Consider the following 21,683-nt stretch of genomic DNA (forward strand, 5'->3'; position numbering starts at 1 on the left):
GCCAAATCCCGGGTCCGGGTCCCGGGGTCGGCCGCCCGGGTCGGCCGCCGGGGTCAGGCCCTCCGTCGCCGCGAGCGCCAGCTCTCGTGGTGGTCCAGGAGGGTCTGCTCGACGGGCCGGTAGGTGAGGCCCAGTTCGCGGACGCCCCGGCTGTTGTCGACGCGGAAGCGGATGCCGAGGTGCTTGCGTATGTAGTCCTGGGTGAGGCCGAAGGACGGCCCGAGGATCCGTACCGGCCAGTGCGGGAGCGCGGTGCGCGGCAGCCGCGGGTCCCAGGGGTGGCGGGTACGGATGATCCGGGACATCTCGAGGAAGGACGTCATCGTCTCGTTGGCCACGATGTACCGGCCGCCCGCCGCCGGGTGCTCCGCCGCCGCGATGTGCGCGTCGGCCACGTCGCGGACGTCCGCGGTGGTGAAGCTGAAGTCCGGGGCGCCGTAGCAGAAGTACCCCCTGAACAGCTCGTCCAGCAGGAACAGGCTGCCGGACCGGGACGCTGGGGTGATCGAGGGGCCCAGCACCAGGCCGGGGTTGACGGTGACCAGACGCCAGCGGTCCTGGGCCGCCGCGGCGTCCCGGGCGGCGCGCTCCGCGGCCGTCTTGGCGTAGTGGTAGGGGTTGCCGGCCGCCGTGCTGGTGGTGTTGAAGTACTCCTCCGTGAGGATCCCTCCGGCCATCTCGCGGACGTCGCGGTAGTCGCCGAAGATCGTGCCCACGGTGGAGGTGAGGACCACCGTCGCCACGTCCGGGACGCGGTCGACACTCGCGAGCACGTTGCGGGTGCCGAGCACCGCCGGGTCCACCACGTCCCGCCGGCCGTCCTTGATCCGCTCGGGCATCAGGAACGGCGAGGCGACGTGGAAGACGGTCGCGCAGCCGCGGAACGCCTCGTCGAAGGACCCGTCCTTCAGCAGGTCGGCCTCGAACAGGGCGAGCCGGCCGGGGAAGGCCTCCTGGAGCTCCCACAGGGGCCGTACCCTGGCGGCGTCGGAGGCGTCGCGGACGGTCGCGTGGACCCGTCGGTCCCGCTCCAGCAGCCTGCGCACCAGGTGGCTGCCGACGAATCCGGTGCCGCCGGTCACCGCGACGGCCGTCTCCCCGCGTGCGTCCACGAACCCACCCCTCGCCCTGGCCGCGCCTCGGTGCGCCGCAGGGGACAGGCTGGTGCATGCCCGGGGTGGCCGCCAAGACCGGGACCGGGGTTGTACCGTCTGCCGGGCATAAGCCGGGCCCGGGAGGGGTCATAAGGTCGACTTATGGGGTCATAGACGGGACCCGCGTACTAACTTAGGACTGCCTTAGTTTAGGCTTCCCGTTCGAGATCGATTGTCTTCACTCGATCGATTGTCACCGCTCGAAGGGAACCTGATCATGCCGCGCCCCCTGCGGGTAGCCATCGTCGGAGCCGGCCCGGCCGGGATCTACGCCGCCGACGCCCTGCTCAAGTCCGAGGTGGCCGCCGAGCCCGGCGTGTCCATCGACCTCTTCGAGCGGATGCCCGCCCCGTTCGGCCTGATCCGTTACGGCGTCGCCCCCGACCACCCGCGCATCAAGGGCATCATCACGGCCCTGCACCAGGTGCTCGACAAGCCGCAGATCCGGCTCTTCGGCAATGTGGACTACCCGTCCGACATCAGCCTCGACGACCTGCGCTCCTTCTACGACGCGGTGATCTTCTCGACCGGCGCGACGGCCGACCGCGAGCTGCGGATACCCGGCATCGAGCTGGACGGCTCCTACGGCGCCGCCGACTTCGTCTCCTGGTACGACGGCCACCCGGACGTCCCGCGCACCTGGCCCCTGGAGGCGGAGAAGGTCGCCGTCCTCGGTGTCGGCAACGTGGCCCTGGACGTGGCCCGCGTCCTCGCCAAGACCGCCGACGAGCTGCTCCCCACCGAGATCCCCCCGAACGTGCACGAGGGTCTGAAGGCCAACAAGGCGCTCGAGGTGCACGTCTTCGGCCGCCGCGGACCGGCGCAGGCCAAGTTCTCCCCGATGGAACTGCGGGAGCTCGACCACTCACCCAACATCGAGGTCATCGTCGACCCCGAGGACATCGACTACGACGCGGGCTCGATCGAGACCCGGCGCGGCAACAAGCAGGCCGACATGGTCGCCAAGACCCTGGAGAACTGGGCGATCCGCGACGTCGGCGACCGCCCGCACAAGCTCTTCCTGCACTTCTTCGAGTCCCCCACGGAGATCCTCGGCGAGGACGGCAAGGTCACCGGGCTGCGCACCGAGCGCACCGCCCTGGACGGCACCGGCAACGTCAAGGGCACCGGCGAGTTCAAGGACTGGGATCTCGGCGCGGTCTACCGCGCGGTCGGCTACCTCTCCGACAAGCTGCCCAAGCTGCCCTGGGACATCGACTCGGGCACCGTCCCGGACGAGGGCGGCCGGGTCATCGAGGAGAGCGGCGGCCACCTCACGTCGACGTACGTGACCGGCTGGATCCGGCGCGGCCCGGTCGGCCTGATCGGCCACACCAAGGGCGACGCGAACGAGACCGTCTCCAACCTCCTGGACGACTTCGCGAACGACCGGCTGCACACCCCCGAGTCACCCGCTCCGGAGGCCGTGGACGCCTTCCTCACCGAGCGGAACGTCCGCTTCACCACCTGGGAGGGCTGGTACCGGCTGGACGCCGCCGAGAAGGCGCTGGGCGAGCCGCAGGGCCGCGAGCGCGTGAAGCTGGTCGAGCGCGAGGACATGCTCCGGGAGAGCGGCGCGTGACCGGGCGCTGAGCCGTACCCGGCTCGACGGGGGCCGCCGGATCACCGGCGGCCCTCTCGCACATACGGCCGGTGAACGGGACCCGCCCCGTTGCGGATGGACGAGCGGGCCCCGTTCGCGCACCATTGTCCGGAATCCGCCCGGCCCGCGACACGGATGAACCGGCGTCGCACGACGCACCCGGCGCACACCCCGGGTGCGGGACGCGTGCCCCGTGCGCGGTCGGCCCCCACCCTGTGGAACGCGCGCCCGAGCAGTGATACTGGAACGCACGTCCCGCCCCCGTCAGCAGATTGGCCCATGTCGAACTCCGCCACCGACCGCGCCGTCCTTCCGCCGACCGTCTGGGCCGCCCGAGGCCGCCACACGGGCCCGGACTCCGAGCAGGTGATCCGCCGGATCCTGCGCCGCCGCAGGGAGACCGGCGCCGTCGACGACTTCGCCGAACCCGCGGACTCCCCCGCGCCCGCCGAGCCAGCCGACCCCGGTGTTCCGGTGGCCGGCCCGCGGGTCTTCGAGGCCCGCTGGCGCGTGGCCGACGGTGCGGTGACGGTGCGCGCCCGGCTGACCCTCACGGCCCGGCAGGCCGGCCGGGAGTGGCAGCTCGTCGCCGAGGCCGAGCGGCCCTGGGACGACGCGTGGCCCTCCCCGGCGACGGTGTTCTGGCCCGACGGCGACGAGGCCGGGGACGGTGGCGAGGCCGGCTGGGACTACCACCCGGCCGTCGCGGGCCTGCGGCTGCGCACCGTGAACCCGCTGCCCGCCGACGACAAGGACATGCGGCGGGTGCTCCGGGAGGCCGCGAAGGACGCCTGGTGCGTCAACCTCGTGGTGCACGAGGCGATGACGCCCGACACGCTCGGCCGGCAGCCGCTGGTCCGGCAGTTGCCGCCCGGCCTCGCCCACCGGGTGGTCGAACACCGGGCCGCGCCCCAGCAGTTCCGTGCCGTCAACTGGGCGGTGCGCGACCTCGGCGTCGAGGTGCCGCGCGGCGGAGCCGTCCTGTTGCCCCCGGACCCGGCGCCGTCCGGCTACGACGCACGGGAGTACGCGGTGCGCAGCGTCTTCCTGGACGGCTCGGAGTCCACCGAGCTGATCGGCGCCCTGCGCCGGTTCGCCGCCCTGCCCAGGCCCGCGCCGCAGGGCGCCGCCGAGGCCCTGGCCGACCTGCGCGACAACTGGACCCTCATGACGCTGGAGGAGGAACTCGCCCGCGAACGCGAGCGGGTCGCGCAGTACGCCGAGGCGCTGGAGGCCATGACCAGGTCGCGCGACCTGTACCGGGAGGCCGCGCAGCGGGCCGACGAGGCGCTCACCGCGCTCCGCGACTCGCCGGCCGCCGCCGTGCCGGTCTCCCAACCCGCTTCCCCGCTCCAGCAGTTGACCCGGGTCTTCAAGGGCCTGCGGCCGCCGAAGGAGAATGCCGGGCCGAATGCCGGGCCGACCGCCATGCCCGAGGACGAATCAGGGAAGACGGACCAGTGACGAACCCCGGGCAGGACCGGGGCGGGACGACAGGACAGCCATGGACACCACCACGACCGTGCTCGTGATCTGCGCGATCGTCGCGGCGGCCCTGCTCGCCGGGGCGGTCACCGTGCTCGTACGCCTGGTGCGCACCCGGAGCTCGCTGCGCCGGGCGGGGCTGCCCACCGGTCCCCGGTGGGTGTTCTGGGGCGCCGTGCTGTACCTGGTCCTCCCCACCGACCTGTTGCCCGACCCGATCTACCTGGACGACATAGGCGTCCTGCTGCTGGCCCTGCGCTCGATGCGCGCGGCCCGGGTGCTGCCGACCGAGGACCCCGAACTCTGAGCCGCCGGGGACCCGCCCAGGTGCGTTCCGTGGGCCTGGTGGCGCATTCTTGCTGTGTCCCCACCCGGCGGTGCACGGACGAGGTAGGACCGGATGACTGGGAGCGACGAGCACCAGGGCCGGGCGCGTGAACGGCTGACCGCGCTGCTGGTCGACGCCTCGACCGGCGCCCTGGGCGCGGCCGGCGGCCACGTCGCCGGAGTGTACCTGCGCGCCGGCACCCCCGGCCTGCTGCGGCTCGCGACCCTGGTGGGGCTGCCCGGCCCGCTGTTCCGGCCCTGGTGGCGGCTGCACATGGACCGGCCGTTCCCGGTCGCGGACGCCTACCGGCTCGGGGTGCGGGTGGTGCTGCCCAACGCCACCGAGACGGTCCGCCGCTATCCCCAGTTCGCGGCCGGGCTGCCGTTCCAGTTCGGGTCGGTGTACACACCGGTGCCCGGGGCGGCACCGTCCTTCGGGGTGCTCACGGTGCTGCGCCCCGCGGTACCGGACGCGGAGGACGAGCTGCCCGGTCTGGACCATCTGGGCCGGCTGGCCGAAGAGCTGGGGGCCGGACTGCGCGGACTGGTCGCCGAGGAGGGCGACGCGGCGGTCGCCTGGGAGAGCGAGCCGGTGTGCGTGCGCCCGCCGGTGACACTCCCGGGGACGGCCCGCGCCGGGCACTTCACCTGGGACCCGGTCACCTCGGCGGTGCGCGCGGACGACCGGCTGCACGCCCTGCTCGGCGTGACGCCGAAGGACCTCCCCGCCGATGTCGCCGAGCTGGCGGCCGCCGTGACGCCCACCGACGCCCACCAGGTGCTGACCGCCCTGCGGGAGACCGCGGCCGGCCGCCCGCCGTGGTCGCCGCTGCGGGTGCGGGCCGCGGACGGCTCGCCGCGCCTGGTGGACCTGTCCCTGCAGGCCGGCGGCGCGGATCCGCCACTGGTCTGCGGGGCCGTGGTCGATCCCGGACCGGCCGCGGTCGCCGACGACGTGGCCGATCTGCTCCCCCAGGGGGTGTTCTGCCTGGACCGTTCGGGGGTGCTCCGCTACCTGAACCCGGCCGCCGCCCGGCTGATCGGCCGACCGCCCGCCGAGCTGCTCGGCCGTCCCGTGTGGGAGGCCATGCCGTGGCTGAGCGGGGCGCCGTACGACGACCAGTGGCGGGGCGCGCTGCTCGCCCCCGACCCGGTGCACTTCCAGGTCCGCCACGGTGACTCCGGCGAGGGCGAGTGGCTGGCCCTGTCCCTGCACCCCGGCCCCGGCATCGTCACCGGCACGTTCGTCCCCGCCGAACGGATCGAACCGGCCGCCGGTCCGTCCGGCCCGCCGGAGCCGGGGGCAGCGGTCGGCCCGGTCCGCGCGGGCGGCGCCCCGACGGCCCCGCTGTACCGGCCGATCGCCCTGGCCATCGCGCTGACCGACGCGGTGACCGCGCGTCAGGTGTCGGCGGTGGTGATGAAGGAGCTGCTCCCGGCCTTCGGCGGCCGTCGGCTGGCCATCTACCTCCTCCAGGACCGCCATCTCTACCTGGCCTGGGAGTACGGCTTCCCGCCGGGTTTCCTCGCCCCCTTCGACGGGGTCGGTCTCGACGCCCGGCTCCCCGCTGTCGAGACCCTGACCACCGGCAGACCGCTGTTCTTCGAGTCGATGCGGCAAGTGGCGGACACCTACCCGGGCCTTCCGCTCGACACCGACAGGGGCGCGCGCGCCTACCTGCCGTTGATCGCCACCGGCCGCCCGGTCGGCTCCTGCGTCCTCGGCTTCGACGACGAGCGGGGCTTCAGCACCGAGGAGCGCACGGTCCTCACCGCGCTCGGGGGGCTGATCGCGCACGCGATGGGGAAGGCCCAGCGCTACGACACCGAGGCCGCCCTCGCCCGCGGACTCCAGCAGGCCCTGCTGCCCCGCAGGCTGTCGGCGCACCCCCGGGTGGAGACCGCGGGCCGGTACCTGCCGGGTACCCAGGGGATGGACGTGGGCGGTGACTGGTACGACGTCGTCGAGGCAGGCGACGGACTGGCCCTGGTCATCGGGGACGTCCAGGGGCACGGGGTGCAGGCGGCCGCGACCATGGGCCAGCTGCGCAGCGCGGTCCGGGCGTTCGCGCTCGGCGACCGGGCGCCCGACGAGGTGCTGTGCGGCACCAACCATCTGCTCATCGACCTCGACCCCGGTCAGTTCGCCAGTTGCTGCTATCTCCGTCTGGACCCGGCCACGGGGCACGCCAGGATGGCCCGCGCGGGTCACCCGCAGCCCCTGCTGCGCGCCCCGAACGGGCGCACCCGGGTCCTGGAGATCGCCGGCGGGGTCGTGCTCGGCGTGGACCCGCGGGCCCGGTATCCCGTGACCGACCTGGAACTGGAGCCGGATGCGATCCTCGCGCTGTACACCGACGGTCTGGTGGAGCGGCCCGGCGCGGACATCGACGACGGGATCACCGCGCTGCGACTGGCCCTGTCCGCGGCCGGGGCCGCGCCGGACGGGCACGGCCGCGGATCGCTGGCCGGGGTGGCCGACCGGCTCACCGCCGCGGCCCGGCACGCGACCGACCGGCCCGACGACGTGGCGCTGCTGCTCGCCGCCCGCCGCCGGGCGCCGGGGAGCCGGCCGTGACACGCCGCACCGGGGCGTCGCGCCGGTTGTCTCCGGAGACCCTCTCGCCTCACCGGGCCGGGCAGTGTAGACATGGCCTCATGGTCCGTCTGCCCGGCCGGTCCGAGACCCGGCCGCTCCCTTCCCAGCCTTCGCGCGCGCCGGTCGCGGAGGAGGAGGGCACGGCGGTCGGACCGGAACGCGGGCGACCGCGCCGCTGGTGGTCGGCACGGGGCCGGCGCAGCGTGGCCGGACAGGTCTTCATGCTGCAGGTGGTGATCGTCCTGCTGCTGGTCGTGACGGCGGTGGTGGAGCAGGTCCTCCAGGTGCGGCACGACAGCACCATGGAGGCCCGCAACCGGTCCCTGGCCGTGGCCCAGTCCTTCGCCAACGCGCCCGGCACCGCCGCCGCGCTGCGGCTGCCGGATCCGACCGCGGTGCTCCAGCCCAGGGCTGAGGCGGCCCGCAAGGCGACCGGCGTGGACTTCATCGTCGTCATGAACACCGACGGGATCCGCTACACGCACCCGAAGCCGGACCGGATCGGGAAGAAGTTCGTCGGGAACATCGGGCCCGCGGTGGCCGGCGGCACGGTCACCGAGGAGGTCCGGGGCACCATCGGGGAGCTGGTGCAGGCCGTGGTCCCCGTCGAGGACACCGACGGCAAGGTGGTGGGGCTGGTGTCTGCCGGCATCACCACCGCGCACGTGGGCGGCGCCGCCGACCAGCAGCTGCCGTTGCTGCTGGCCTCGGCCGCCGCCGCGCTGGCCCTGGCGACCGCGGGCACGGCGCTGGTCAGCAGACGTCTGCGGCGCCAGACGCACGGCCTGGAACCGCACGAGATGACCCGCATGTACGAGCACCACGACGCGGTGTTGCACTCGGTGCGCGAAGGGGTCCTGATCGTCGGGGGCGACGGCCGGCTGATGCTCGCCAACGACGAGGCGCAGCGGCTGCTGGACCTGCCCCCGGACGCCGAGCGCCGCCGGGTCGGCGATCTCGGCCTGGACAGCGACACCGCGGAGCTGATCGCCTCGGGGCGGATGGCCACCGACGAGGTGCACCTGGTCAAGGACCGGCTGCTGGCGGTCAACCAGCGCCCCATCGAGGTGCGCGGCGGTCCGCCCGGCAGTGTGATCACCCTGCGCGACTCCACCGAGCTGCGCGCCCTGTCGGGGCGCGCCGAGGTGGCCCGTGAGCGCCTGAACATGCTGTACGACGCGGGGGTGGGCATCGGCACCAGCCTGGACGTCACCCGTACGGCCGAGGAGCTGACGGAGCTGGCCGTGCCCAGGTTCGCGGACTACGCGGCCATCGACCTGTACGACGCGGTCCTCAAGGGCGAGGAGCCCAAGCCGGGGGACGCGCTGCGCCGGGTGGCGTTCTCCGGCGTCGACAAGGGGGCCCCGCTCTACCAGGTGGGTGAACGGATCCGTTTCGTGCCCTCCTCGCCGCAGGGCCGCTGTCTGGTCACCGGCGAGTCCGTGGTCGAGCCGCGGCTGCGGGAGTCGGCCGGCTGGCGGGCCCAGGACGTGGAGCGCACCGGCCGGATCCTGGAGTTCGGCATCCACTCGCTGATCACGGTCCCGCTGCGGGCCGGGAACCTGGTGCTGGGAGTGGCCAACTTCTGCCGTTCGGAGAAGCTCGCGCCGTTCGACACGGAGGAGCTGGCCCTCGCGGAGGAGCTGGTGGCCCGTGCCGCGGTCTCCATCGACAACGCCCGCCGCTACACGCGCGAGCACAGCATGGCGGTGGCCCTGCAGCGCAGTCTGCTGCCGCGCAGTCTGCCCGAGCAGGGCGCCCTGGAGATCGCCTACCGCTATCTGCCGGCGCAGTCGGGGGTGGGCGGCGACTGGTTCGACGTGGTGCCGCTGTCCGGGGCTCGGGTGGCGCTGGTGGTCGGGGACGTCGTGGGGCACGGGCTGCACGCGGCGGCGACCATGGGGCGGCTGCGGACGGCCGTGCACAACTTCGCGGCGCTGGACCTGACACCGGACGAACTGCTGAGCCTGCTGGACGAGCTGGTGGGGCGTATCGACCAGGACGAGACCCCCGCGGACAACACCGCCCCGGTCACGGGGGCGACCTGCATCTACGCGATCTACGACCCGGTCTCCCGCCGCTGCGCGGTGGCCCGGGCCGGTCATCCGCCGCCGGCCCTGCTCGGGCCCGACGGCGCCGTGCACTTCCCGGACGTGCCGGCCGGACCGCCGCTCGGGGTGGGCGGACTGCCCTTCGAGACGGCCGACCTGGAGCTGCCGGAGGGCAGCAGCCTGGTCCTGTACACCGACGGGCTGGTCGAGGACCGGCAGCGGGACATCGACGAGGGTCTCGACCTGCTGGCCGGTGCCCTGGAGTCGGCGGCGGGCGGCACCCCCGAGCAGATGTGCGCGGCCGTCCTGGAGCGCCTGCCGGCCCGTCCCTCCGACGACGTGGCGCTGATCGTCGCCCGCACCCGGGCGCTCGGCGCGGACCAGGTCGCCGAGTGGCAGGTGCCGGACGACCCGGCGGCCGTGTCCGACGTGCGGGCGAAGGTGACCCGTCAGCTCGCCGAGTGGGGCCTGGACGAGCTGTCGTTCACCACCGAGCTGATCCTCAGCGAGCTGGTCACCAACGCCATCCGGCACGGCCGCGCGCCCATCGGGGTACGGCTGCTCCGCGACCGTTCCCTGATCTGCGAGGTCTCCGACGCCAGCACCACCTCGCCGCACCTGCGGTACGCCGCGAGCACCGACGAGGGCGGCCGGGGTCTGTTCCTGGTCGCCCAGATGTCCGAGCGCTGGGGCACCAGGTACACCCCGGCGGGCAAGGTCATCTGGGCGGAACAGCCGGTGCCCTGACCCTCAGCCGAGTGCCCGGTCCAGGTTGAAGGCCGCGCTGATCAGCGAGAGGTGGGTGAACGCCTGCGGGAAGTTGCCCTGTTGCTCGCCGGTGCGGCCGATCTCCTCGGCGTACAGGCCGAGGTGGTTGGCGTAGGTGAGCATCTTCTCGAAGGCCAGCCTGGCCTCGTCGATGCGTCCGGCCCGCACCAGCGCCTCGACGTACCAGAACGAGCAGATGGAGAAGGTGCCCTCGTCGCCGCGCAGGCCGTCGGGGCTGGCCTGCGGGTCGTAGCGGTAGACCAGGGAGTCCGAGACCAGGTCCTCGCCGAGGGCGTCCAGGGTGGAGAGCCACTTGGGGTCGGTCGGGGCGATGAACTTGGCCAGGGGCATCATCAGGAGCGAGGCGTCCAGGACGTCGCCGCCCTCGTACTGGACGAAGGCGCGGCGCCGTTCGGACCAGCCGCGGTCCATGATCCGCCGGTAGATGGCGTCCCTGGCGGTCATCCAGTGGACCATGTCGGCGGGCAGGCCGCGCCGTCTGGCCAGCCGGATCGCCCGCTCGATGGCCACCCAGCACATCAGGCGCGAGTAGAGGAAGTTCTTGCGGCCGCCGCGGGTCTCCCAGACGCCCTCGTCGGGCTGGTCCCAGTTGTCGCAGACCCAGGCGACGAGCCGGGTGACGTCGTCCCACTGTTCGCTGGAGATGGGCTGGGCCCACTTGTCGTAGAGGTAGATCGAGTCGATGAGCGCGCCGTAGATGTCCAGCTGGAGCTGGCCGGCCGCGGCGTTGCCGACCCGCACCGGGGCGGAGCCGCAGTGGCCCTCCAGGTGCGGCAGCACGCGTTCGGAAAGGTCGCAGCGGCCGTCGATGCCGTACATGATCTGCAGTGGTCCGGTGGCCGCGCCGTCGCCGGGGCTGATGTAGGTGGCCAGGAACTTCATGAAGGCCTCGGCCTCGCCGCTGAAGCCGAGCCGCAGCAGGGCGTAGACGGCGAAGGCGGCGTCCCGGATCCAGACGTACCGGTAGTCCCAGTTGCGTTCGCCGCCGAACTGCTCGGGAAGGCTGGTGGTGGGCGCGGCGACGATGGCGCCGGTGGGCGCGTAGGTGAGCAGCTTGAGGGTCAGGGCCGAGCGGTGCACCATCTCCCGCCAGCGGCCCCGGTAGCGGGACCGGGACAGCCAGCCCCGCCAGTAGCGGACGGTGGCGTCGAACTGTCGTTCCGCCTCGACGTGGGCGCAGCCGCGCGGCGCGATGTGGTCGCCGGCCTGGTCGAGCGCGAAGACCGCCGACTCGCCCTCGCCGAGCTTGAAGTCCGCGTGGGCGTCCGGGCCGTCCTGCTCCATGGCCACCGTGGAGGTGAGCGCCAGGGACAGCGTCTCGGACTCGAACAGGACGGTGCCGTCGAGCATCCGCAGGGTGTGCCGGTCGGCGGCGTAGTTGAAGCGGGGGGCCACCCGGACCCGGAACGGCACGGTGCCGCGCACGCAGACCACCCGGCGGATCAGCCGGTGCCGGTCGCAGTCACCGGGTTCGCCGGTGACGGGCATGAAGTCCTGGACCTCGCCCACGCCGTCGTCGGTGAAGAAGCGGGTGATCAGCACGTTGGTGTCGGGGAAGTAGAACTGCTTGGTCCGCGCCGGGACGGCGGGGGCCAGCGCGAAGTGGCCGCCGCGCTCGGCGTCCAGCACGGACGCGAAGACGCTGGGGGCGTCGAAGGAAGGGCAGCAGTACCAGTCGATGGTGCCGTCGCTGCCGACCAGGGCGACGCTGCGCAGGTCGCCGATCAGCCCGTGTTCGGCGATCGGCAGGTAGCCGGGGCCACCTGGCGCATTCTGAAAGAACCGCTGTTCGATCATCACGGCGGCCTCCCCGGAACGGATCCCCGGATGGGTGTATGGGCACATTACATCCTAGAAGGGATAATTTCCTTCGCTCCCCGGACCTCCGTCGCGGTGACGGCCGGGGCCGCTCCGGATGCGGGGTGGGGCCGGGCGGGCAATCGTGAGAGTGTGCACCCCGCTCCGTGAAGGAGGCACCATGTCCACCTCAGAACCCGAAGCGTCCCGGTCGCCCGACGACCGCGCCACCCCGGACTCCCTGCTGCACAGCGCCCCCGGCTCCGGGGTGGCGCCCGAAGACCTGGTGATGGCGTCCGGCCGGGACGTCACTCCGGAGACGCTCGAATGGGCCAGGAAGAAGATGGAGCGCGAGGGGCCGAACTGCGTCGAGAGGCTCCTGCCCTGACGGTGGACCGGCGCCGCCTCCTCGGCCTGCTCGGAGCGGCGGGCGCGGTGCCGTGCGGGTCCGCCCCGCACACACCGCGGCCCGCCGTCGCCCCGTCCGCGGCGGACACCCACGACGGCGACGGGAGCGGCGAGGAGCACGTCCGGTTCATGACGGCCGCGATCGACGAGGCGCACCGCAACCCGCGCTTCCCCTTCGGCGCGGTCCTCGTCGCGTCGGGCCGGGTCCTGGGACGCGGGGTGAACACCGCGGCCGAGAACCCGACCTACCACGGGGAGATGGTAGCCATGGCCGACTACGTCCGCCGGGTCGGCAACCGCGGCTGGGCCGCGACCACCCTGTACTCCACCGGGGAGCCCTGCCCCATGTGCATGAGCGCCTGCGCCTGGGCGGGCGTGGGCCAGGTCGTCTGGGGCACCTCGGTGGACGTGCTGGGCCGTACCGGCCTGCACCAGATCACCCTGTCCGCGCGGACGGTGGCCGAGGCGTCCGCCGGCTTCTACTCCCCCCGGCTGCTCGGCGGCGTCCTGGCCGGGACCACGGACGAACTGTTCCGCCGGGCCGAGACACTCCGCGGGACCAAACCGGCCGGTGCACGGTGAGCGGCCGCGGCCCGACGTGACGGTGCGTCTCCGGGCCCGGTCGGCCGAACGCCCCGCCGGGGCGACGGCGGGCGGCTCGCGCGCGGACGGCGCGGGACGCGCGACGGCGCAGGTCCGTAGCGGATTTCACGTGATGGTCCGCCGTTCTCCCTTTCGGAGCGGGGGCGCCTGCTGACAGACTCCGCAAGGTGCCTGACTTCGACATGCTCGTCATCGGATCCGGTCCCGGCGGCCAGCGGGCCGCCATCGCCGCGGCCAAGCTGGGCCGCCGCGTCGCCGTGGTCGACAGCCCCGAGATGGTCGGCGGTGTGTCCATCCACACCGGCACCATCCCCTCCAAGACCCTGCGCGAGGCGGTCCTCTACCTGACCGGCCTCACCCAGCGCGATCTCTACGGCCAGAGCTACCGGTTGAAGGAGGACATCACCGTCGCCGACCTGACCGCGCGCACCCAGCACGTGGTCAGCCGCGAGGTGGACGTCATCCGCAACCAGCTCTCCCGCAACCACGTCACCCTGTGCTCCGGCACCGGCCGCTTCGTCGACCCGCACACCGTCGCCCTGCGCGAACCGAACGGCGACGAGCGGCTGTTGACCGCGGAGCACATCGTCATCGCGACCGGCACCCGGCCGGCCCGCCCGGACAGCGTCGAGTTCGACGGGCGCACCATCATGGACTCGGACAACGTCCTGTCGCTGGAGCGGGTTCCGCGCTCCATGGTCATCGTGGGCGCCGGCGTGATCGGCATGGAGTACGCGTCGATGTTCGCCGCCCTCGGCAGCAAGGTCACCGTGGTGGAGAAGCGCGCGGCCATGCTCGACATGTGCGACGTCGAGGTCGTGGAGTCGCTCAAGTACCACCTGCGGGACCTGGCCGTCACCTTCCGGTTCGGCGAGACGGTCGCCGCCGTCGAGCGGCATCCCCGGGGCACGCTGACCGTGCTGGAGAGCGGCAAGAAGATACCGGCGGACACGGTGATGTACTCGGCGGGCCGGCAGGGCCTGACCGACGGACTCGACCTGGACAAGGCGGGCCTGTCCGCGGACCGGCGGGGCCGGATCACGGTGGACGAGCACTTCCGTACCGAGGTGGAGCACATCTACGCGGTCGGCGACGTCATCGGTTTCCCGGCGCTCGCCGCGACCTCGATGGAACAGGGCCGGGTCGCCGCCTACCACGCCTGCGGCGAGCCCGTCGGGCAGATGGACAACCTCCAGCCCATCGGGATCTACACGATCCCGGAGATCAGCTTCGTCGGCCGGACCGAGGACCAGCTCACCGAGGACTGCGTGCCGTTCGAGGTCGGGGTGGCCCGTTACCGGGAGCTGGCCCGGGGGCAGATCATCGGCGACTCGCACGGGATGCTCAAACTCCTGGTCTCCCCGGACGACCGGCGGCTGCTCGGCGTGCACTGTTTCGGCAGCGGTGCGACGGAACTGATCCATATCGGTCAGGCGGTGATGGGCTGCGGCGGCACGGTCGACTACCTCGTGGACGCCGTGTTCAACTACCCGACGCTCGCGGAGTCCTACAAGGTGGCGGCCCTGGACGCCACCAACAAACTGCGGCAGCTCGACCGGCTGGAGAACTGAGGGGGTTCGGGAACGGCTGCTTCCGGTGCGCTGGTTGGCCTCTTCGAGTGGCATATGTGATTACCGGTCGGTCATCTTGAAAGGCCAAAGGGGGCCGCTATCATCACACCCACCCACGCGGTGTGACCGTCCGCCGACTCTCGGCATGCGGCCCTCACCACCCCTTTCCCGCAGCTGACCGCCCCTTGCCCGAGGCCACCCCTCGACGGGTGCGAGGCGGGACGCACGTCCCCACCCGTACCATCGCGGGCCTGCACTCCCGTGCGCCCTGCACGACCGGAAAGCAGCACGACCATGAGCAACAGCAGGGGCAGAGGGCTGCAGGCCAACGCTCTCGGCACGTTCGACACGGTGGTGATGGCCGTGGCGGGCAGCGCACCGGCGTACTCGCTGGCCGCGACCACCGCGGTCCTGGTCGGGGCGGTGGGCCTGGGCAGCCCGGCCGCGCTGCTGTGGTGCGCGATACCCATGCTGGGCATCGCGCTGGCCTTCAGCTATCTGGGCCGGATCGACGTGAACGCGGGCGCGAGCTACTCCTGGGTGGGCCGCACCCTGCACCCCTTCCTCGGCTTCGTCAGCGGCTGGGCGCTGGTGGTGTCGGCGACCATCTTCATGGTGGCCGGCTCACTGCCCGCCGGCTCGATGACGCTGTCCCTGTTCGACGAGGGCCTCGCCGACGACGTGGCGCTGTCGACGGTGGTCGGGGCCGGCTGGTTTCTCGTCATGCTGGCGGTGGTGCTCGGCGGCGCCCGCCTCACCGTCCGCGCCCAGCTGCTGATGTCCGGCATCGAACTGGCGATCCTGCTGCTGTTCGCGGTGCTCGCGCTCTTCCACACCGGCAACGCCCGCGCCTTCGACTGGTCATGGCTCGGCTTCGGCCATTTCGACGGGGTCTCCGGCTTCGCCTCGGGCGCGTTGATCGCCGCTTTCTACTACTGGGGCTGGGACGTCACCAGCAACCTCAGCGAGGAGACCCGCAACTCCCGTCGTACGACCGGACTCGCGGGCCTGATCGGGGTGGGCATCGTCTTCGCGTTGTTCGAGGTGTTCACCATCGCCGTGAACGTCATCCTGTCCTCGGACCAGATCGCGGCGAACGACGCCGACGTGCTGGCCGTGCTGGGCGACGAGATCGCGCCGGGCTGGGGCGGGAAGCTGCTGGTCGTCGCCGTGATGCTGTCCACCATCGCGACCCTGGAGACGACCCTCATCCAGGTCACCCGCTCGCTGTTCGCGATGGGCCGGGACCGCACGATGCCCACCGCGCTGGGCCGGGTGCACCGCACCTGGAACACCCCGTACGTGGCGATCGCCGTGGTCGGCGCCGTGGCGCTGGTGATGTTCATCGCCTCCAACGCGCTGGGCTCGGTGGGCGAGATCCTCTCCGACGCGATCTCCGCGATCGGCCTCCAGATCGCCGTGTACTACGGGCTGGCGGGCCTCGCGGTGGTGGTCGCCTACCGCAAGATGCTCTTCAGGTCCGCGGGTGACTTCCTGCTCGGCGGGGTGTGGCCGCTGCTCGGCGCGGCGTTCATGTTCTGGATCTTCGTCGAGTCGCTGGGCGAACTGAGCGGCGCGGCGATCGCGATCGGCGTCGGCGGTCTGGCCGTCGGCCTGATCCCGATGCTCTGGTACTGGAGACAGGGCAGCGAGTACTACCGACCTGCCAAGCTGGACGCCACCCGCACCGTCGAGACCGACTACGTACCCGAAGAGCACGTCACCGCACAGGCCCAGGCTTACGAAGGCCTCCCCACGGATTTCTGAGGTACGAGCCCGATGGCGAGAGACCGCTTCGTTGCCGACTTCGACCCGGACTGCGGGGACACCGACCTCACCTCGGCCCGTCAGGACATCGTGATCGGCCGCTGGCAGGGACTGCGGGACCTGCTGCGGGCCACCGGCCCCGACTGGCCGTCCCGGGGACACCGGGTGCGCCTCCTCGCGCAGGCCTGCGCGGGCAGTTCGACGGCGGAGTCCTGGCTGGCCGCGGAACCGCACGGCGCCGACGCGCTGGCGCTGCGGGCGGCGACCGAGACGGCCCGGGCCTTCACCCTGGCCATCTCGGCGGGCCGGGGCGCCCCGATCGACCGGTCCAGGATCGACGCCGCCGTGCTGTCCTGCCTGGCGGCCGCGGAGGCGTACCCGCAGGACCCGACCCCCTGGGTCTCCCTGATCTCGGTGGCACGGCTGTATCCGGCCGGGGTGCGCCGGCAGGAACTGGCCCGCTGGTGGGACGAGTTGCACCGGCGCGACCCGTACAACGTGGAGGGCCACCTGCAGGTGCTCCACTACTACTCCGCGCGCTGGCACGGCTCGCACGGCCTGATGTACGACTTCGCCCGGGACGCGGCCGGGGTCGCCCCGCCGGGCTGCGCCCTGCCGGTCCTCGTCCAGTACGCCCGTGTCGAGGAGTTCCGCTTCACCCTGGACGAGGCGAGCGGCCGGCAGGCCTCGGTGGGGCACGGTCAGCACTGGAAGCACGACGGCGCGGTCAGCGACGTACGGCGCACCTGGGAGCGCTGGATCGCCCAGCGCTCCGAGGACCCGGTCGCCCCCGGCGAACTGCGTGACCTCAACTACCTGACGCACGCGGCCTGCCAGGCGGGGATCACGGACGTCGCCACGGACCTGCTGCGGCTCCAGGGACGGCGGATGACCCGCACGCCGTGGTCGTACACCGGCGACGCGGAGAAGCAGATCCTCAAGTGGCGGGCCGACCTGAAGCTGCGCGGCTGACGGTTGCCGGCCCTACGCCTCGGTCCGTTCGGCGGGGCGGGCCAGGCCCGTCGTCCACTTCTCCTCGATGCGGCCGGCCTTCCAGATCAGCAGGGCGACCGCCCAGGTGGCGAAGAAGAGGCCGACGATGACGAATCCGACGGTGTTGAGGTCGAGCCCTGCGACCCAGTCCCAGAAGACGCCGTGCAGGTCCATCTTGTCGGCGAGCAGGCCGAGGAGTTCCACGGTCCCGATGAGGAGGGCCACGGCGACGGACAGGCCGGTGATGGTGAGGTTGTAGTAGACCTTGCGGACCGGCTTGGAGAACGCCCACTCGTAGGCGAAGTTCATGAACGAGCCGTCGATGGTGTCGAGCAGCGACATGCCGGCCGCGAACAGCACCGGCAGGGTCAGGATGGCGTACCAGGGCAGTCCGGAGGCGGCGCCGGAGCCGGCCAGGACCAGCAGGGCGATCTCGGTCGCGGTGTCGAAGCCGAGGCCGAACAGCAGGCCCAGCGGGTACATCTGCCAGGGCTTGGTGATCGATCCGGTGACCCGGCCGAGGAAGCGGTTCATGAAGCCGCGGTTGTTGAGCTGCGTCTCCAGGGCGGCCTCGTCGTAGGCCCCGGAGCGCATCTGCCGGAACACCTTCCAGATGCCGGCCAGGATGACCAGGTTGATGCCGGCGATGAGGTAGAGGAAGGTGCCGGAGACGGTCGTGCCGATCAGGCCGGTCACCTCGTGGAGGTGCGAGCCGTCGTCCTGGACCGGGCCGGCCAGGGTCTTCATGCCGAGCGAGAGCAGCAGGGCGAGGCCGAAGACGATGCTGGAGTGGCCGAGGGAGAACCAGAAGCCGACGGAGAGCGGGCGCTGCCCCTCGCCCATGAGCTTGCGGGTGGTGTTGTCGATCGCGGCGATGTGGTCGGCGTCGAAGGCGTGCCGCATGCCCAGCGTGTACGCGGTCACGCCGATGCCGACGCCGAACGACTCGGTGCCGACGCTGAAGTGGCGCGGCGCGATGATCCCGACGAGGGTGCCCCAGCCGATGACGTGGAGGGCGAGCACGAAGGCGGCCATCCCGCCGACCCTGGTCCACTCCTGCCGTGTCATGGAGGCCCGGACACGGTGCCAGGCCGAGCGTCCGGTCTCGGCCTGGGCGGGAAGGGGCGGAGCGGAACCAGGGGCGGCCGTCATCGGGGGGTGACATCCTTCGGTCGTACTCGGGCAGCTGCGGTCGGCAGCCTGGTGCCATTCTTCCGTAGTTGCACATTACTTGCATTAAAGGCGGCGACAGGTCTTTCCCATGAGAGGGCAAAGTGCAGGCGGGACGCCGATCGTCTACATTTCAGTAGACAGTCAGCGCGCAGGAGGGCCGCCATCCTGACCATGGACCGCAAGAGGACCGCGGAGTTCGCGGGGAGCGTCGGGCTCGGGGCCTGGGCGGGGTTCACCGTGCTCGCCCTGGTCGTGGCCGGCCACCACGGCGTCCCGCTCGCACCGGACCGCGCCGCGCTGGCCTGGTCCGTCGGCCACCGCCCGGCCGTGGCCGTGGCCGTGGCCCGGGGGCTCACCGCGACCGGCACCGGGGTCGCGCCGTACTCCCTCGCGGTGGTGGCCGGACTGCTCGTGGGCCGCACCGGGCCGCGGCGGGCGGTCGCCGTGCTCGTCTGCGTGGCCTGCCTCGCCCTCGGCCAGGCGGCCCGGTACGCCGTGCTGGAGCTGATCGCCCGGCCGCGGCCGCCGACGGTCTACTGGCAGACGCAGGCCTCCGGCTGGTCGTTCCCCTCGGGCCACACCACGACGTCCGCGCTGGCCGCCGGTCTGGTGGTGCTGGCACTGCGGATCCGGGCCCCGAGCGGCGCCACGCCGTGGTCGGTGGCCGTCGCCTGCTGGGCGGTCGCCGTCGGGGCCACCCGGGTGTTCCTCGGCGTGCACTGGTGCACGGACGTGGTCGGCGGCTGGCTGCTGGCGCTCGGCTGGCTCGGGGTGTGCCGGTGCGTGGCCGCCCGACGGCTGCCGGATCCGGGCACCCGGGACGGCGTGCCGCAGGACCCGGCCACGGAGTCTCGCCGGAGGAGCGGCGGGAGGAACGGCGGTTGAGACCGCGGCGGGCCGGTCACAGGGCCCGGCGCCGGACCAGCAGTCCGAGCACCAGCAACCCCGGCAGCAGGGGCAGCCACACGGTCAGCAGCCGGTAGCCGAGCACGGCGGAGGCGGCCGCGGCGGCCGGGATCCCGGAGGCGGTCAGGGCCAGGGCGAGGGCCGCGTCGAGCGAGCCGAGGCCGCCCGGAGTGGGCAGCAGCGCGGCCGCACCGCTGGCGGCGAGGTAGAGCAGGGCCACCCGGGCGGGGGACAGCGAGAGTTCGACCGCCCTTGTCACGGCGATCAGGACCAGGGCGTGCAGCGCGGCGAAGGCGAGGGAACCTCCCCACAGCGCGGCCGCGCGGACGGGGCGGGCGTGCAGGGCCCGGATGTCGGCGGCCACGGCGGCCACCGCGCTCCGGCAGCGGGCCCACAACCGGGCCCGCATCAGGAGGACGAGCAGGAGGACCGCGGCGGCCACGGCGATCACGGCGAGGAGCGCGGGGACGGACACGGGCACGGGCGGGATCCGCAGCAGCCCCGGACAGGCCGGGGCGAGCAGCGCGATCAGCACCAGACGGACCACCGCCCCGGCGGCGCCCTTGACCGCCAGGGCCGACGCGCCGCGGCCGGCCGGAAGTCCGCAGCGCATCAGGAAGCGCAGGTTCACCGCACCCGCGCCGACCCCGGCGGGCAGCAGGTGGTTGGCGGCCGAGGCGGCGAACTGCGCGGCGACCAGACGCCCGCCGGGCAGCCGGCGGGCGACCGCGCCCTGCTGGGCGAGGGCCGAGGACGCCCAGGTCCCGACCGCCGCCACGGCGGCCACCAGCAGCCAGCCCTGGTCGGCGACGGCCAGCCGGAGCGCCCCGTGCTCCACCGTCGGCCACTGCCGGCGCAGCAGCCAGCCCGCGCCCGCCAGCAGGGCGAGGCAGAGGCCGGTCCGCCAGTAGACGCCTCGGCGGCCCGTGACGGGCGTGGTGTTCACGTTCGGGACCATCGAGGCACCCACCCCTGTTCCCCTCGAGCTCGCAGGACCGTTCTTGGGCTTCAGGGACAAACACTGACAAACTAACGAGAGATAGGGGCGGAGGCAGCGCGGGTACGCCCATCCGATCGTGGGCACTACGCGCTGTAAGGTTGCGACATGGCTGGCACAGGGTCCCGCGGCAGGACGGAGCGGCGCAGCGCCGGAGAGCTGGAGAGCGAAGTACTGGCGGCGCTGTGGGCCACCGAACGCCCGCTGACCCCGGCCGAGATCCAGTCCGAGATCGGCGGCGGCCTCGCCTACAACACGGTCCACACCATCCTCAAACGGCTGTACGACAAAGGGCTGGTCCTGCGGGACGCCGACGGACGGCGCGGCGCCTACCGGCCCGCGAAGAACGCCGCCGAGCTGACCGCCGAGGCCATGCACGAGGCCCTGGACCGGGGCCCCGACCCGATCGCCGCCCTCCAGCAGTTCGTGTCCGGACTGAGCGCGGAGGAGGAGCGCGCGCTGCGCAGTCTGTTCGCCGGAGGCGGCGCATGAGGTTCGACGTCTACACCCCGCTGCTGGTGGCCCTGTTGCTGCCGCAGGTCAGCGCGGTGATCGGCCGCCGGGTCGCGCCGGCCCCGGCGGCCCGCGTACTGACCTGCGCGGCGGTGCTGACCGCCGTCGCGACCACCTGGTCCCTGGTACTGCTGGCCACCGCCCTGCTGGGCTTCGCCCCGCCGGTGATCCGGGAGGCCCGCGAGGACGGCCACCCGCTGACCGCCCCGGTACCCGGGGTGATCGGCCTCGGCGCCTGCCTCGCCCTGGCCGTGGTGGTGCGGCGGGTGCGACGGGCGGTCCGTGCCGAGCGCCGGACCCGGCGGGCCCTGCGGCGGCTGTGCGCGGGGCATCCGGGCGACACCGAACTGGTGGTGGCCGCCTGCGAGGTGCCGAAGGCGTTCGCGATCCCGGGCCGGCCGGGCCGGATCCTGGTCACCTCGGCGATGCTGGGCGCGCTGGCACCGGCGGAGCGGCGGGTGCTGCTGGCCCACGAGAGGGCCCATCTGAGGTACCGGCACGGCCGTCTGGTGACCGCCGCGACCCTTGCCGCGGCCGCCAACCCCCTGCTCGGCCCGGTCAGGTCGGCCGTGACCTTCCTGGTGGAGAGGTGGGCGGACGAGCAGGCGGCGACCGAGGTCGGGGACCGGGTGACCACGGCCAGGGCGCTCGCCCGCGCCGCCCTCAGCACGGGCCGGGCCCGCCGGTCCCACGCCCTCGGCTTCACGGACCGCGCGGTGACCCGCCGGGTCGCCGCGCTCCAGAGCGCCCCGCTGCCGTCCCGGTGGCCGGCCGCGGCGGGGGTGCTCGCGCTGGGCGGGGTGGCGGCCCTGTTCGCGGCGGACGCGACGAGCGACCTGGTAGGGCTCCTTTCCAACACGCTCGGCTGAACGCCCCCTCCTGGGGGCGCGGGGAACTGCGCGACGAGCCCCCACCGGCCGGCACACGACAGCGTTCGTCCGCGCCAC

17 protein-coding genes are annotated in these 21,683 nt (G+C 73.0%); 13 read left to right on the forward strand and 4 right to left on the reverse strand.

Features of this window, described 5'->3' with window-relative positions:
* Window positions 1-53 precede the first annotated feature (53 nt).
* Window positions 54-1,112: an NAD-dependent epimerase/dehydratase family protein gene (locus ACFY3I_RS08255; RefSeq protein ID WP_390859911.1), complete on the reverse strand. Its 1,059-nt coding sequence runs from the start codon at window positions 1,110-1,112 to the stop codon at window positions 54-56.
* A gap of 259 nt (window positions 1,113-1,371) precedes the next feature.
* On the opposite strand from ACFY3I_RS08255, the gene ACFY3I_RS08260 reads away from it, so the two are divergent.
* The 5 genes from ACFY3I_RS08260 to ACFY3I_RS08280 all read left to right on the forward strand — a co-directional run bounded on the left by ACFY3I_RS08260 (window position 1,372) and on the right by ACFY3I_RS08280 (window position 9,966).
* The gene (locus ACFY3I_RS08260) at window positions 1,372-2,736 is read left to right on the forward strand and encodes an FAD-dependent oxidoreductase (protein ID WP_390859912.1); all 1,365 of its coding nucleotides are present in this window, start codon (window positions 1,372-1,374) and stop codon (window positions 2,734-2,736) included.
* Window positions 2,737-3,036: 300 nt separating this feature from the next.
* Window positions 3,037-4,221 carry a hypothetical protein gene (locus ACFY3I_RS08265; protein ID WP_390859913.1) on the forward strand — a complete coding sequence of 395 codons (1,185 nt, stop codon included), beginning with the start codon at window positions 3,037-3,039 and terminating at the stop codon, window positions 4,219-4,221.
* Window positions 4,222-4,261: 40 nt separating this feature from the next.
* On the forward strand, window positions 4,262-4,549 hold the full coding sequence (locus ACFY3I_RS08270; protein WP_365289611.1) for a YkvA family protein: 288 nt from the start codon (window positions 4,262-4,264) through the stop codon (window positions 4,547-4,549).
* Window positions 4,550-4,642: 93 nt separating this feature from the next.
* Window positions 4,643-7,147, forward strand: coding sequence for a SpoIIE family protein phosphatase (locus ACFY3I_RS08275; RefSeq protein WP_390859914.1), 2,505 nt, complete (start codon window positions 4,643-4,645; stop codon window positions 7,145-7,147).
* A 242-nt stretch (window positions 7,148-7,389) separates the two neighbouring features.
* Window positions 7,390-9,966, forward strand: a complete 2,577-nt coding sequence (locus ACFY3I_RS08280) for a SpoIIE family protein phosphatase (protein ID WP_390860109.1) — start codon at window positions 7,390-7,392, stop codon at window positions 9,964-9,966.
* Between the two features lie 3 nt (window positions 9,967-9,969).
* On the opposite strand, the gene ACFY3I_RS08285 is transcribed toward ACFY3I_RS08280, so the two are convergent.
* Window positions 9,970-11,805, reverse strand: coding sequence for a glycoside hydrolase family 15 protein (locus ACFY3I_RS08285; protein ID WP_390860110.1), 1,836 nt, complete (start codon window positions 11,803-11,805; stop codon window positions 9,970-9,972).
* Between the two features lie 181 nt (window positions 11,806-11,986).
* Between ACFY3I_RS08285 and ACFY3I_RS08290 the strand changes: the two genes are divergently transcribed.
* The 5 genes from ACFY3I_RS08290 (at window position 11,987) to ACFY3I_RS08310 (ending at window position 17,126) form a co-directional block, all read left to right on the forward strand.
* Window positions 11,987-12,193, forward strand: coding sequence for a hypothetical protein (locus ACFY3I_RS08290; protein WP_390859915.1), 207 nt, complete (start codon window positions 11,987-11,989; stop codon window positions 12,191-12,193).
* Window positions 12,194-12,195: 2 nt separating this feature from the next.
* Complete coding sequence (locus tag ACFY3I_RS08295; protein WP_390859916.1) at window positions 12,196-12,795, forward strand: nucleoside deaminase; 600 nt, start codon at window positions 12,196-12,198, stop codon at window positions 12,793-12,795.
* Between the two features lie 188 nt (window positions 12,796-12,983).
* Window positions 12,984-14,387, forward strand: coding sequence for a Si-specific NAD(P)(+) transhydrogenase (gene sthA, locus ACFY3I_RS08300; RefSeq protein WP_365289607.1), 1,404 nt, complete (start codon window positions 12,984-12,986; stop codon window positions 14,385-14,387).
* A gap of 294 nt (window positions 14,388-14,681) precedes the next feature.
* Complete coding sequence (locus tag ACFY3I_RS08305) at window positions 14,682-16,154, forward strand: APC family permease (protein ID WP_390859917.1); 1,473 nt, start codon at window positions 14,682-14,684, stop codon at window positions 16,152-16,154.
* Window positions 16,155-16,166: 12 nt separating this feature from the next.
* Window positions 16,167-17,126 (forward strand): hypothetical protein, encoded by a 960-nt coding sequence (locus ACFY3I_RS08310; RefSeq protein WP_390859918.1) that lies wholly within the window; start codon window positions 16,167-16,169, stop codon window positions 17,124-17,126.
* A gap of 12 nt (window positions 17,127-17,138) precedes the next feature.
* Here the strand turns inward: ACFY3I_RS08310 and ACFY3I_RS08315 are convergent, their stop codons facing one another.
* A complete protein-coding gene (locus tag ACFY3I_RS08315; RefSeq protein ID WP_365289604.1) occupies window positions 17,139-18,299 on the reverse strand; it encodes a HoxN/HupN/NixA family nickel/cobalt transporter in 1,161 nt (386 codons plus the stop codon).
* 192 nt (window positions 18,300-18,491) lie between these two features.
* Here ACFY3I_RS08315 and ACFY3I_RS08320 point away from each other — a divergent pair, with 192 nt between their 5' ends.
* Window positions 18,492-19,205: a phosphatase PAP2 family protein gene (locus ACFY3I_RS08320; protein ID WP_390859919.1), complete on the forward strand. Its 714-nt coding sequence runs from the start codon at window positions 18,492-18,494 to the stop codon at window positions 19,203-19,205.
* Window positions 19,206-19,221: 16 nt separating this feature from the next.
* Here ACFY3I_RS08320 and ACFY3I_RS08325 read toward each other — a convergent pair whose 3' ends face one another.
* A complete protein-coding gene (locus ACFY3I_RS08325; protein ID WP_390859920.1) occupies window positions 19,222-20,184 on the reverse strand; it encodes a lysylphosphatidylglycerol synthase domain-containing protein in 963 nt (320 codons plus the stop codon).
* 147 nt (window positions 20,185-20,331) lie between these two features.
* Between ACFY3I_RS08325 and ACFY3I_RS08330 the strand changes: the two genes are divergently transcribed.
* A complete protein-coding gene (locus ACFY3I_RS08330; protein ID WP_390859921.1) occupies window positions 20,332-20,715 on the forward strand; it encodes a BlaI/MecI/CopY family transcriptional regulator in 384 nt (127 codons plus the stop codon).
* Window positions 20,712-21,605: a M56 family metallopeptidase gene (locus ACFY3I_RS08335; protein WP_390859922.1), complete on the forward strand. Its 894-nt coding sequence runs from the start codon at window positions 20,712-20,714 to the stop codon at window positions 21,603-21,605. The genes ACFY3I_RS08330 and ACFY3I_RS08335 overlap by 4 nt, the downstream gene beginning before the upstream one ends.
* Window positions 21,606-21,683 lie beyond the last annotated feature (78 nt).

The sequence above is a fragment of the Streptomyces sp. NPDC001068 genome, assembly GCF_042897315.1.
In the GTDB taxonomy this organism is placed as follows: domain Bacteria; phylum Actinomycetota; class Actinomycetes; order Streptomycetales; family Streptomycetaceae; genus Streptomyces.